The sequence below is a fragment of the Enterobacter sp. JJBC genome (assembly GCF_036936505.1).
GTDB classification, from domain to species: domain Bacteria; phylum Pseudomonadota; class Gammaproteobacteria; order Enterobacterales; family Enterobacteriaceae; genus Enterobacter; species Enterobacter hormaechei_C.
This window is the reverse complement of the sequence record NZ_CP136935.1, coordinates 2,456,827-2,469,417: the sequence shown is the minus strand read 5'-3', so window position 1 is coordinate 2,469,417 and position 12,591 is coordinate 2,456,827. Positions and strand designations below refer to the sequence as shown.

At 54.0% G+C, this 12,591-nt stretch carries 10 protein-coding genes; 5 read left to right on the top strand and 5 right to left on the bottom strand.

Translation table 11 applies throughout. The features are described from left to right. Positions 1-3: 3 nt before the first annotated feature. Both RY075_RS11935 and yddG read right to left on the bottom strand, forming a co-directional pair. Positions 4-1,077 carry a porin OmpD gene (locus RY075_RS11935; protein ID WP_003857040.1) on the bottom strand — a complete coding sequence of 358 codons (1,074 nt, stop codon included), beginning with the start codon at positions 1,075-1,077 and terminating at the stop codon, positions 4-6. A 626-nt stretch (positions 1,078-1,703) separates the two neighbouring features. Next, the gene (gene yddG, locus RY075_RS11930; RefSeq protein ID WP_023314188.1) at positions 1,704-2,582 is read right to left on the bottom strand and encodes an aromatic amino acid DMT transporter YddG; all 879 of its coding nucleotides are present in this window, start codon (positions 2,580-2,582) and stop codon (positions 1,704-1,706) included. Positions 2,583-2,802: 220 nt separating this feature from the next. Between yddG and fdnG the strand changes: the two genes are divergently transcribed. From fdnG to fdnI, 3 genes are read left to right on the top strand one after another with little or no spacing between them, the layout of a single operon-like run. After that, positions 2,803-5,850 carry a formate dehydrogenase-N subunit alpha gene (fdnG, locus tag RY075_RS11925; RefSeq protein ID WP_099544046.1) on the top strand — a complete coding sequence of 1,016 codons (3,048 nt, stop codon included), beginning with the start codon at positions 2,803-2,805 and terminating at the stop codon, positions 5,848-5,850. Between the two features lie 11 nt (positions 5,851-5,861). Beyond that, the gene (gene fdxH, locus RY075_RS11920; protein ID WP_003857048.1) at positions 5,862-6,746 is read left to right on the top strand and encodes a formate dehydrogenase subunit beta; all 885 of its coding nucleotides are present in this window, start codon (positions 5,862-5,864) and stop codon (positions 6,744-6,746) included. Next, positions 6,739-7,395: a formate dehydrogenase-N subunit gamma gene (gene fdnI, locus RY075_RS11915; RefSeq protein WP_003857050.1), complete on the top strand. Its 657-nt coding sequence runs from the start codon at positions 6,739-6,741 to the stop codon at positions 7,393-7,395. Before fdxH ends, fdnI begins: the two co-directional genes overlap by 8 nt. Before the next feature lie 59 nt (positions 7,396-7,454). Here fdnI and ppk2 read toward each other — a convergent pair whose 3' ends face one another. Then, positions 7,455-8,273 carry a polyphosphate kinase 2 gene (gene ppk2 / locus RY075_RS11910; protein ID WP_023314186.1) on the bottom strand — a complete coding sequence of 273 codons (819 nt, stop codon included), beginning with the start codon at positions 8,271-8,273 and terminating at the stop codon, positions 7,455-7,457. Positions 8,274-8,434: 161 nt separating this feature from the next. Between ppk2 and araJ the strand changes: the two genes are divergently transcribed. Next, the gene (araJ, locus tag RY075_RS11905; RefSeq protein ID WP_003857053.1) at positions 8,435-9,610 is read left to right on the top strand and encodes an MFS transporter AraJ; all 1,176 of its coding nucleotides are present in this window, start codon (positions 8,435-8,437) and stop codon (positions 9,608-9,610) included. Between the two features lie 39 nt (positions 9,611-9,649). Here araJ and RY075_RS11900 read toward each other — a convergent pair whose 3' ends face one another. Further along, on the bottom strand, positions 9,650-10,852 hold the full coding sequence (locus RY075_RS11900) for an NAD(P)/FAD-dependent oxidoreductase (RefSeq protein ID WP_232967736.1): 1,203 nt from the start codon (positions 10,850-10,852) through the stop codon (positions 9,650-9,652). Positions 10,853-10,982: 130 nt separating this feature from the next. Between RY075_RS11900 and RY075_RS11895 the strand changes: the two genes are divergently transcribed. Further along, positions 10,983-11,492: an Rrf2 family transcriptional regulator gene (locus tag RY075_RS11895; protein WP_015570482.1), complete on the top strand. Its 510-nt coding sequence runs from the start codon at positions 10,983-10,985 to the stop codon at positions 11,490-11,492. A 39-nt stretch (positions 11,493-11,531) separates the two neighbouring features. On the opposite strand, the gene adhP is transcribed toward RY075_RS11895, so the two are convergent. Continuing rightward, positions 11,532-12,542: an alcohol dehydrogenase AdhP gene (gene adhP, locus RY075_RS11890; RefSeq protein ID WP_023314184.1), complete on the bottom strand. Its 1,011-nt coding sequence runs from the start codon at positions 12,540-12,542 to the stop codon at positions 11,532-11,534. Between the last annotated feature and the right edge of the window lie 49 nt (positions 12,543-12,591).

Sequence of the window (12,591 nt, the reverse complement as noted above, 5' to 3'; positions counted from 1 at the left end):
ATCTTAGAACTGGTAGGTCAGACCTACAGCCACGATGTTGTCGGTAGCCACTTTGGCATCTTTGGTGAACTGGCTGTCATCCACGAGGTTGATTTTGTAATCAACGTAGGTGGACATGTTTTTGTTGAAGTAGTAGCTCGCGCCAACGTCAACGTATTCAACCAGATCCTGGTCGCCATAAGAACCGATGTCTTTACCTTTGGATTTCAGGTAAGCGATGGATGGACGCAGACCGAAGTCGAACTGGTACTGCGCCACAACTTCGAAGTTCTGCGCTTTGTTGGCAACGTGACCGTTACCGAACGCCGTCATGTTGCGGGTTTCAGAGTAGGTGGTTGCCAGGTAGATGTTGTTCGCATCGTACTTCAGGCCAGCAGCCCAGACTTCTGCGTTTTCGCCACCGGCGTTCAGGTTGCTTGCAGCACGAACCTGACGGTCAGTACGGTCAGATTTCGCGTAGGTCGCACCCACACCGAAGCCGTCGAATTCATAGGTAGAAGACAGACCCCAGCCGTCACCGTTGGATTCGGTGATCTCTGAACGGTCGTTTTTACCCTGGTACTGAGCAGCCACGTTCAGGCCGTCAACCAGACCAAAGAAGTCGGTGTTACGGTAGGTTGCAACGCCAGTGGTACGGCCGGTCATGAAGCCATCAGTCTGCGTCCAGGTATCGCCACCGAACTCTGGCAGAACGTCAGTCCACGCGCCGATGTCATAAGCCACACCGTAGTTACGACCGTAGTCGAAGGAACCGAATTCATCGAATTTCAGACCAGCGTAGGCCAGACGGGTTTTGTTGCCGTCGGAACCCTGAGCTTCGGAGCGATTGCCCTTGAACTCATATTCCCACTGTCCGTATCCGGTCAGCTGATCGTTGATCTGAGTTTCACCTTTGAAGCCCAGACGAACATACGTTTTGTCGCCGTCGCTACCAGCATCATCAGAAAAATAGTGCAGACCAGTAACTTTGCCGTACAGATCCAGTTTGTTACCGTCTTTGTTAAAAACTTCAGCCGCGTTAACAACGCCAGCTGCCAACATGGAAGTCACTGCCACTGCAACTAATTTAAGTTTCATCTTAAATAATCCTTATAATTTTATTTAGGTATTTCCTAAGCCACCCGAGCGATTTTAAACGAGGTTTATCGTCAATGGCAGACTATTTTTAAAATTCCGTAGACTGCTTTCAATAATAAGTTTCAAAATATTAAAGATAATTTCAATTAGTGTGATCCCGATCGGGTAAATTGCCCTTAAATCGCTCAATCAGGTTAATATATAGACATAAATTGATTATTAACAAAGCACGATAATATTGCTGTAAATAATTGTCGGACGTTTTAGTTTTTCGATGGAATTAAAGGGTTTTGACAGAGAGTGTCAACGTGTGGGGCGCGATAACATCTTTTAAAACAGCGGATTATGAATTTTTCGGTGAGCCAGTGTCTGTTTTCTAAGTGAAATATTCAGAAATAAACTATTGCACTTTGTGCTATATAGCGCGGTAATATTGGCGCTGAACTAATTACCTGTGTTGTCAGTTTATGTCAACTTCCACAACGGCTCTGGCTATCTGTGGGCATTCTATACAGAAATTTTAGTTGTCTCGAATGTTACTAATTATATTCGAGGGTGTGATCACACATTAAATAATTGTTAATTTTGTGCCGGGCATATTGGGTACCCGGCAAAAAATAAAAATACTATTTGCGGGTGGCATACCAGCACAGTAACGATCCGGCGCACACCATTAATGCCCCTTGCCAGAATGAGAATGAAAGCGGAGAGCTCAGCACAATAGCCGCCAGCGCGGCGGAAAGAACGGGCGTGAAATAAGAGACAGCCGCAAGCACCGTGACGTTACCGTGAAGAATACCGATATTCCAGGCGGCGTAGCCAAAGCCAAGCGCAACCCCACACATCAATAGCTTCACCACAACCGGGACGCTGAACACCATTTCGGGCTGATCGCTGACGGCATATTTGACCCACAGGCTCAGGGCGGTCAGCAGGACGAAAAGGGTAATGCCATTTTGCCCTTTGGCATACTTGCTGGTGACGGTGCAGTAGGCGGCCCAGATAAAAGCGCCAGCAAACGCCAGCCCATAACTCAGCGGACTTGAAACGACGTTCTGCATGATGTCATTCAGTTGCAGACCGTTTTCGCCACCTAAAACCCAGCACACCCCCAACAGCGAGATGAGAAGCCCAGGGATGACCCACAGGGTGGATTTTTGCCCGTTGAACAAAATCGCGAAGGCAATCGTCAGGCTTGGCCACAGATAATTGACCATACCGACTTCAATCGCCTGTGAGCGCGTCGCGGCATATCCCAGCGACAGGGCCAGGCACATCTCATAGCTGACAAACAGGATGCTGCCCGCAAGAAGATAGCGCCTGGAAAAACGCCGAAGATCGGGAAAACCCACCGTTACCAGACACAGCAGCCCGCTGACGGTGTAAATCATCGCCGCGCCGCCCACCGGGCCCAGTCCTTCACTGACGCTGCGGATGAGACCCACCATGGTGCTCCACAGCAATATGGCCGCCAGGCCTGTCAGCGTTGCTCTTTTTCTGTCCATTACCCTGCCAGTCTTCAAAAAATCAAAGGAAAAACTTATAGCATCTATCCGCTTCACCTGGCGAATTTTCTACGGGGTAGATACCCCGAAAAGAGTAGCAAATCGTACCAGCGGTGACTATTTGGGGGGCTAAGTATAGCGACCTTGATTTGACGCAATAAAAAAAGGGGCTTTGCTGTTAGTTTGCCGCGCGAAGTCTTATCAGATAACGAGGACAACAATGGACGTCAGCCGCAGACAATTTTTTAAAATCTGCGCGGGCGGTATGGCCGGAACAACAGCCGCGATGCTGGGATTCGCTCCCAAAATGGCGCTGGCTCAGGCACGCAACTATAAACTGCTGCGCGCGAAAGAGATCCGTAACACCTGCACATACTGCTCCGTGGGTTGTGGGCTATTAATGTATAGCCTGGGTGATGGCGCGAAGAACGCCAAAGAAGCGATTTATCATATTGAAGGGGACCCGGACCATCCGGTGAGCCGCGGGGCGCTTTGCCCGAAAGGGGCGGGGCTGCTGGACTACGTCCACAGTGAAAACCGTCTGCGCTACCCGGAATATCGTGCGCCGGGGTCTGACAAATGGCAGCGTATCTCCTGGGACGACGCTTTCTCCCGAATTGCAAAACTGATGAAAGCGGATCGCGACGCCAATTTTATTGAGAAGAACGAGCAGGGCATCACGGTAAACCGCTGGACCTCCACCGGGATGCTGTGTGCCTCTGCGGCAAGTAATGAGACCGGCATGCTGACGCAAAAATTTGTGCGCTCCCTCGGCATGCTGGCGGTTGATAACCAGGCGCGCGTCTGACACGGACCAACGGTAGCAAGTCTTGCTCCAACATTTGGTCGCGGTGCGATGACCAACCACTGGGTTGATATCAAAAACGCAAACGTCGTGGTGGTTATGGGCGGTAACGCCGCTGAAGCCCATCCGGTGGGGTTCCGCTGGGCGATGGAAGCGAAAAACAACAACGATGCGACGCTGATTGTCGTCGATCCACGCTTTACGCGTACGGCATCGGTGGCTGATATCTATGCGCCGATCCGCTCCGGTACGGATATTACGTTCCTTTCCGGCGTACTGTTGTACCTGATCGAAAACAATAAGATTAACGCGGAATACGTTAAGCATTACACCAATGCCAGCCTGCTGGTGCGGGAAGATTTCGCTTTCGAAGATGGTCTGTTCAGCGGCTATGACGCCGAGAAACGTCAGTACGATAAATCATCCTGGAACTATCAGTTCGACGAAAACGGCTACGCGAAACGCGATGAGACCCTGAGCGATTCGCGCTGCGTGTGGAACTTGCTGAAACAGCACGTTTCCCGCTATACGCCGGACGTGGTGGAAAACATCTGCGGTACGCCGAAAGCGGACTTCCTGAAAGTGTGTGAAGTGCTGGCCTCCACCAGTGCCGCCGACAGAACCACTACTTTCCTGTACGCGCTGGGCTGGACGCAGCATACCGTGGGCGCGCAGAACATTCGCACCATGGCGATGATCCAGCTGCTGCTCGGCAACATGGGGATGGCCGGTGGCGGCGTGAACGCCCTGCGCGGGCACTCTAACATTCAGGGCTTAACCGACCTCGGCCTGCTGTCGACCAGCCTGCCGGGTTACCTGACCCTGCCGTCCGAGAAGCAGACCGACTGGCAAAGCTGGCTTGACGCCAACACGCCAAAAGCGACGCGTCCGGACCAGGTGAACTACTGGAGTAACTATCCGAAGTTTGCCGTCAGTCTGATGAAATCGTTCTACGGCGACGCGGCGCAGAAAGAGAATGACTGGGGCTTTGAGTGGTTGCCGAAATGGGACCAGGCTTACGATGTCATCAAGTATTTCAACATGATGGATAAGGGCGACGTCACGGGGTATATCTGCCAGGGCTTTAACCCGGTGGCGTCATTCCCGGATAAAAACAAAGTCGTTCGCAGCCTGAGCAAGCTGAAGTACATGGTGGTTATCGATCCGCTGGTCACCGAAACGTCTACGTTCTGGCAGAACCACGGTGAATCAAACGATGTCGATCCGGCATCCATTCAGACGGAGGTGTTCCGCCTGCCATCGACCTGCTTTGCGGAAGAGGACGGTTCTATTGCCAACTCTGGCCGCTGGCTACAGTGGCACTGGAAAGGTCAGGATGCGCCGGGTGAAGCGCGTAATGACGGCGAAATTCTGGCCGGGATTTACCATCGTCTGCGCGAGATGTACCGCACAGAAGGCGGCAAAGGCGCTGAGCCGCTGCTGAAGATGAGCTGGAACTACAAGCAGCCGGATCATCCTGAGTCCGAAGAGGTGGCAAAAGAGAACAACGGTGTGGCGCTGGCCGACCTGTACGATGCCAACGGCAATCTGGTGGCGAAGAAAGGCCAGTTGCTCAATAGCTTCGCGCTGTTGCGTGACGACGGTACCACCGCCTCGTCCTGCTGGATCTACACCGGCAGCTGGACTGAGCAGGGTAACCAGATGGCCAACCGCGATAACGCCGATCCGTCAGGCCTGGGTAACACCCTGGGCTGGGCATGGGCGTGGCCGTTAAACCGCCGCGTACTGTACAACCGTGCCTCCGCAGACGTGAACGGTAAGCCGTGGGATCCGAAACGCATGCTGATCGAGTGGAACGGCACGAAGTGGACGGGGAACGATATCCCGGACTTCAACACCGCCGCGCCGGGTAGCAACACCGGGCCGTTTATCATGCAGCCGGAAGGGCTGGGACGTCTGTTTGCTATCGACAAACTGGCGGAAGGGCCGTTCCCTGAACACTACGAGCCGATGGAAACGCCGCTCGGCACTAACCCGTTGCACCCGAACGTGGTGTCAAGCCCGGTGGTACGCATCTACGAAGACGACGTGCTGCGTTTAGGTAAAAAAGACAAGTTCCCGTATGTCGGCACTACTTACCGCCTGACCGAGCATTTCCATACCTGGACCAAGCACGCGCGGCTTAACGCCATCGCGCAGCCGGAACAGTTTGTGGAGATAAGCGAAACCCTGGCGAAGGCGAAAGGCATTGCCAATGGCGATCGCGTGAAGGTCAGCAGCAAGCGCGGCTTTATTCGCGCGGTGGCGGTGGTCACCCGTCGTCTGCAAACGCTGAACGTGCACGGCCAGCAGGTGGAAACGGTGGGCATACCACTGCACTGGGGCTTTGAAGGTGTAGCGCAGAAAGGCTACATCGCCAATACCCTGACGCCAAACGTCGGCGATTCCAACTCGCAAACGCCGGAGTATAAAGCGTTTCTGGTCAACATCGAGAAAGCGTAAGGAGCGATTAAATGGCGATGGAAACACAAGACATTATTAAACGCTCCGCGACCAACCCGATAACGCCCGCGCCTCGTGCGCGGGACTACAAGGCAGAAGTCGCCAAGCTGATCGATGTCTCTTCCTGCGTGGGCTGTAAGGCCTGCCAGGTGGCCTGCTCGGAGTGGAACGATATCCGCGACGAGGTGGGGCACTGCGTAGGGGTCTATGACAATCCTGCTGATCTGAGCGCCAAGTCCTGGACGGTGATGCGCTTTAGCGAAACCGACCAGAACGGCAAGCTGGAGTGGCTGATCCGTAAAGACGGCTGTATGCACTGTGAAGATCCGGGCTGCCTGAAGGCATGCCCGTCTGCCGGGGCAATCATTCAGTACGCCAACGGGATCGTCGACTTCCAGCAGGATAACTGCATCGGCTGCGGTTACTGTATTGCGGGTTGTCCGTTTAATATCCCGCGTCTCAATAAAGAGGATAACCGGGTCTATAAATGCACCCTGTGCGTCGATCGCGTCAGCGTCGGCCAGGAGCCTGCCTGCGTGAAGACCTGTCCTACCGGGGCGATCCACTTCGGCACCAAAAAAGAGATGCTGGAAGTGGCGCAGCAGCGGGTGGATAAGCTCAAAGCGCGCGGCTATGACAAGGCCGGGATTTATAACCCGCAGGGCGTGGGCGGCACGCACGTCATGTATGTTCTGCACCACAATGACCAGCCGGAGCTGTATCATAATCTGCCGAAAGATCCGGCGATCGATACATCAATCAACCTGTGGAAAGGGGCGCTTAAACCGCTTTCAGCGGCGGGCTTTATCGCCACCTTTGCCGGGCTGATTTATCACTACATCGGTATCGGGCCGAATAAAGAGGTGGATGACGACGAGGAGGAGCATCATGAGTAAGTCGAAAATGATAGTGCGCACAAAATTTGTCGATCGCGCCTGTCACTGGACGGTAGTCATCTGCTTCTTCCTGGTGGCGGTATCCGGCATATCGTTCTTCTTCCCGACGCTACAGTGGCTCACGGAAACCTTCGGGACACCGCAGATGGGGCGCATTCTGCATCCGTTCTTCGGCGTGCTGATTTTCGTGGTGCTGATGTTTATGTTCGTGCGTTTTGTTCATCACAACATCCCTGACAAGCAGGATATTCCGTGGCTAAAAGGGATTGTTGAGGTTCTGAAAGGCAACGAGCATAAAGTCGCGAAGGTGGGGAAATACAACGCCGGGCAGAAGATGATGTTCTGGACCATCATGAGCATGATTTTTGTGCTGCTGGTGACCGGGGTCATCATCTGGCGTCCGTATTTTGCGCACTATTTCCCGATTCAGGTAGTGCGTTATGCGCTGCTGATCCACGCGACCTCGGCCATTATTCTGATCCACGCCATTCTGATCCATATGTATATGGCCTTCTGGGTGAAAGGATCGATTAAAGGCATGATTGAAGGGAAGGTGAGCCGCCGCTGGGCGCAAAAACACCATCCGCGCTGGTACCGGGACGTTGAGCGTCTTGAAGCGCAAAAAGAGAGTTCGGAAGGGTTGAAGTAAACCTTGCGCCGTCGGCATTGTCCGGCGGCGCTGCGCTTGTGCTGGCCTGCTTCCCCGTATCAAAATCGCTCTGCAATATACCGGAAGGGATATTTTGTAGGCTTCACTTTGCCGATCTTGCGTTTCGGTAAATCCACTTTGTCTACGTGAATTTCTTTATAGGGGATCTGTGAAAGCAGATGCGAAATAATATTCAGCCGCACCCGTTTTTTATCTTCTGAGCGCGCCACAAACCACGGCGCCCAGGCGGTGTCGGTCGCTTTAAACATCGCGTCACGGGCGAGGGTATATTCATCCCACAGATTAAAAGATTTTATGTCCATTGGAGACAGCTTCCAGATCTTGCGACCATCATTAATGCGATCGCGCAGGCGGCGTTCCTGCTCTTTTGGCGTTACTTCAAGCCAGTATTTCAACAATATGATCCCGGCATCGACCATCGCTTTTTCCATTACCGGCGTTCCATCAAGAAATTTTTCGGTCTGCTCTTCAGTACAGAAACCCATTACTTTTTCCACCCCCGCGCGGTTGTACCAGCTGCGGTCAAAAATAACGATTTCCCCGGCAGAGGGCAGATGAGGAACGTAACGCTGAAAATAGAGCTGACTTTTCTCTTTATCGGTGGGGGCCGGTAACGCAACAACGCGAAACACCCGGGGGCTGACGCGTTCGGTGATGGCTTTGATGACGCCGCCTTTACCGGCGCCGTCTCGCCCTTCAAAAACAATACAGACTTTTAACCCTTTGGCGACCACCCATTGCTGGAGCTTAACCAGTTCAACATGGAGGCGGCGCAGCTCTTGCTCGTACGTTTTGGTTTTGAGCGGCGCGTTTTTAACGACATCATCAACAACACGGGTTTTCTTCTTACTGACCATGGCGGGTCTCCCTATGGGTCCGGTCGCGGGATCGAGGCCGTACTAAGCGTGTAATCGGCCTGAATGAATGGATTAATGTGTCAGAAAGCTGATTTGAACTGGTTCACCATACAAGTTTAATCAATAATGCACGCTGCGTATTTTTTAACAGTGGTCGCGGTATGAAAAAGACAATTTTTTCGTTAGCACTGGCTACCTTTGGTCTGGGGATGGCTGAATTTGGCATCATGGGCGTGCTGACAGAACTGGCCCATGATACGGGCATTTCGATTCCCTCTGCCGGAAATATGATTTCGTTTTACGCTTTTGGCGTGGTGATCGGCGCGCCGATTGTGGCGCTGTTCTCCAGCAAATTTTCGCTGAAAACAACGCTGCTGTTTCTGGTGGCGATGTGCGTCGTTGGTAACACACTCTTTACCTTCTCTGACTCCTACGTGGGGCTGGCGGCGGGGCGCTTAATCTCTGGTTTTCCGCATGGCGCGATTTTCGGCGTGGGGGCGATAATCCTGTCAAAAATCGCACCGCCGGGTAAAGTGACGGTCGCTGTGGCCGGGATGATTGCCGGGATGACCGTTGCCAACCTGCTTGGCGTACCACTCGGGACGTGGCTGGGACATGAATTTAACTGGCGTTACACCTTCTTTTTGATTGCGGTCTTTGACGCGCTGGTGATCCTGTCTGTTCTGCTGTGGGTGCCAGACATTCACGACACGACAACCACCCGGCTGACAGAACAATTCCATTTCCTGAAGAAACCGGAACCGTGGTTGATTTTTGCCGCTACGATGTTTGGCAATGCCGGGGTGTTTGCCTGGTTTAGCTTCGTGAAGCCGTTTATGGTCAACGTGTCAGGCTTTTCCGAGGGCGTGATGACCGCGATCATGATGCTGATGGGGCTGGGCATGGTGCTGGGAAATGTCTTCAGCGGCAAGCTGTCGTCGCGCTTTAGCCCGCTGCGCATTGCTGCCACCACCGACCTGGTGATTGTGGCTTCGCTGCTGGCGTTGTTCGCCTTTGGCGAGCTTAAAACAGCTTCACTGGTAATGGGGTTCGTGTGCTGCGCCGGGCTGTTTGCGCTCTCTGCGCCGCTGCAAATACTGCTGCTGCAAAATGCGAAAGGCGGCGAGATGCTGGGGGCCGCAGGCGGACAAATGGCGTTTAACCTCGGCAGCGCAATTGGCGCGTATTTCGGTGGAATGATGATTACGCTCGGCTTTAGCTGGAGTTATGTCACGCTGCCGGCAGCGATCTTATCCTTCTCAGCGATGACCTCTCTGTTGATGTATGGTTATTTATGTGCCAAAAAGCGTCAGGCCAACGCAGGAGCGCTGGCCTGATTCCACATGTTGCCCGCTGGTCGCGGGTGGTGGAGTGGACTACACGAATTTCGCCAGCGGGTCAGCGGCGGCAAAAGCAACCGCTTTGTCTGCTGCTGGCGGGTAAATCAGTTCGTTGGTGATGGCAACTTTGATCTTTTTGCCTTCCTCGCGCACGGATTTAATGCGCTGGTCCCAGCCCTCGGTGTATACCGCGCCCCAGCTACCCAAATCCAGACAGGTAACGTAGTTCACCTGACGGTAAGGGTACGGCTCCACATTTAACAGGCTGGCCGCCGCGTTGTGTCCGGCGAATTTCCCCAACTGGATCGCGTGCTGGCAGGTCATCAGCGCCGTGTTGCCCACATCGTCCGTTTTGGCATGCGCCATATCACCCGTCGCGTAAACCTCCGGATGCGCAGGAACCTGCAATGTGTCGGTGACGATAAGGCGTCCCTGAGTGTCGCGTTCCCCGTCAATTTGCAGGCTGAGGGGGTTAGCTTCTACCCCTGCCGTCCACACTACAGTGGCGCTGGCAATGCGTTCTCCGTTTTTCAGCGTTACGCCGCTGGCATCGATGGCTTCAACTTCACTGTTTAAACGCCATTCAACGCCCAGCGCGCTGCTTGCTTCTTCAATGGTGTTTCTCAGCGCCCCGCTGTAACGCCCGCCAATGGTTGCACCCCTTTCAACTACGATTACTTTAGTCTTTGTATGGGTGCCGAAGCGAGTGCGGAGTCGGCCAGGGAGTTCCGTTGCCAGCTCGATGCCGGTAAAGCCGCCGCCACACACGACCACGGTATTACGCTCCGGGGTGGAGGGGCGCGAAACCAGCGAATCAAGATGTTGCTCGAATAACCTGGCGGAGTCGAGTTGGTCGATATCAAAGGCGTATTCAGCCAGACCGGCAACAGGAGGACGTTTAGTCTGGCTACCGGTTGCGAGGATCAGACGTTCCCAGGCGACGTCAGCAATCGCGCCGTTTGAATCGCGATACAAAACGGTTTTAGACGAGGTATCAATACGTTGTGCTTCGCCCGCAATAAAGGCGATACCCAGCTCAGCAAACAGTTCGGTCAGCGGCGCGACCATCGTCGACACGTTCTCTTCATAAAAGCGTGGGCGAACGCGTAGCTCCGCAACAGGGGCCAGCACGGCAATGCTGAGGCTATTGTTACCCGCCAGGGCAGAAAGGCGCGCGGCGCTGACCGCAGCCCACATACCGGAAAACCCACTACCCACAATTAAAATCTGCTTTTTCATACTCGATTCTTTAGTGCGTCAGGCTGTATGTCTGACATAACTGCCACTATACTTGTCGGAGTTAACTGCGACAACTTCTTTCTGAGTTAAAAATCGTTATAATGCAGCGAACAATGACCCGGAGTGAGCCATGGCGTTTTACAGTTCTGGTGTGGAATATGGCATTCATAGCCTGATGTGTATGGTGGATGCAAAAGGCAATGAACGTGAGATGAGCGTCCGGGAGATGGCGGCCTTGCAGGGCGTGCCGTACGACTATCTTGGAAAAATCTTCACCCGGTTATCACGCGCGGGGCTGGTTATCAGCACCGAAGGCAAAGGGGGAGGCTTCCGGCTGGCGCGTCCGGCCGAGCTGATCAGCGTGCTGGACGTGGCGCACGCCATCGACGGCGAGAAGAATATGTTTGAGTGTCGGGAAGTGCGTCAGCGCCTGGCGGTGTTTGATGAAACGCCACCTGCCTGGGTCTGTGACGGCCCGTGTGGGGTGCGCTCGGTCATGGACAGCGCGCAGCAGCGGATGGAAGAGGAGTTAGGGCGCCATACTATCCTGGATCTGGCGCGGAAGATGTATCGAAAAGCGCCTGACACGTTCCAGATCGAGGTTCAGGAGTGGATTTCCGATCGCCGTTCGTCCACGTGAAAAGCCGGGCAGGGCAATGTCGCTACCCGGCCACCGCGGTTAAGAACGTAAATCAATCACCATACGGCCACGGATCTGGCCCTGTTCCATCTCTTTAAAGATGGCGTTGATATCTTCCAATGGGCGCATCGTGACTTTCGGAACCACCTTACCTTCAGCCGCAAACTGGAAGGCTTCGAGCAGATCCTGACGGGTACCCACCAGAGAGCCCACCACCTGAATCCCATCCAGGACCAGACGTGGAATATCCAGGCTCATCGCTTCCGGCGGCAGGCCAACAGCCACCACGCGGCCTCCGGCGCGAACTGCGTCAACGGCAGAGTTGAAGGCCGCTTTCGCTACTGCCGTCACCACCGCCGCATGCGCACCGCCGGTTTTCTCCTGAATCACTTTTGCCGCATCTTCACTGCGCGAGTTCACGGTTAAGTCTGCGCCCATGCTGGCAGCGAGCTTCAGCTGCTCGTCATTCACGTCAATGGCGATAACCTTCGCATTGAAGACATTTTTGGCGTATTGCAGCGCGAGGTTGCCCAGACCGCCCAGGCCATAGATCGCAATCCACTGGCCGGGTTTGATGTCAGAGACTTTTACCGCTTTGTAGGTGGTAACCCCGGCGCAGGTGATACTGCTGGCCGCCGCGGAGTCCAGCCCGTCCGGGACTTTAACCGCGTAATCCGCGGTTACGATGCACTCTTCCGCCATGCCGCCGTCAACGGAGTAACCCGCGTTTTTCACGTCACGGCACAGCGTTTCGTTGCCGGTATTACAATATTCACAGTGGCCACAGCCTTCAAAGAACCACGCCACGCTTGCACGGTCACCTACTTTTAGCGACGTGACGCCAGGACCAATCTCTTTGACGATACCAATCCCTTCGTGGCCGAGGATCACCCCGGTTTTGTCGCCAAAATCACCATTCTTAACATGGAGATCGGTATGGCACACGCCACAGCACTCCATCTTCAGCAGCGCTTCACCATGTTTAAGCGCGCGTAAGGTTTTCTCTGTAACATTAACCTGATGATCCTGAGTGACAACAGCAGCCTTCATGTGTTTCTCCTTTCATGATGAGTATCTGCATAGCAGGTGTAATACCCAT

What these genes read in the sequence shown, in the direction of transcription:
- fdnI (WP_003857050.1), top strand. Translation starts at nt 6,739, where the DNA reads ATGAGTAAGTCGAAAATGATAGTGCGCACAAAATTTGTCGATCGCGCC.
- araJ (WP_003857053.1), top strand. Translation starts at nt 8,435, where the DNA reads ATGAAAAAGACAATTTTTTCGTTAGCACTGGCTACCTTTGGTCTGGGG.
- yddG (WP_023314188.1), bottom strand. Translation starts at nt 2,582, where the DNA reads ATGGACAGAAAAAGAGCAACGCTGACAGGCCTGGCGGCCATATTGCTG.
- adhP (WP_023314184.1), bottom strand. Translation starts at nt 12,542, where the DNA reads ATGAAGGCTGCTGTTGTCACTCAGGATCATCAGGTTAATGTTACAGAG.
- RY075_RS11895 (WP_015570482.1), top strand. Translation starts at nt 10,983, where the DNA reads ATGGCGTTTTACAGTTCTGGTGTGGAATATGGCATTCATAGCCTGATG.
- ppk2 (WP_023314186.1), bottom strand. Translation starts at nt 8,273, where the DNA reads ATGGTCAGTAAGAAGAAAACCCGTGTTGTTGATGATGTCGTTAAAAAC.
- RY075_RS11900 (WP_232967736.1), bottom strand. Translation starts at nt 10,852, where the DNA reads ATGAAAAAGCAGATTTTAATTGTGGGTAGTGGGTTTTCCGGTATGTGG.
- RY075_RS11935 (WP_003857040.1), bottom strand. Translation starts at nt 1,077, where the DNA reads ATGAAACTTAAATTAGTTGCAGTGGCAGTGACTTCCATGTTGGCAGCT.
- fdxH (WP_003857048.1), top strand. Translation starts at nt 5,862, where the DNA reads ATGGCGATGGAAACACAAGACATTATTAAACGCTCCGCGACCAACCCG.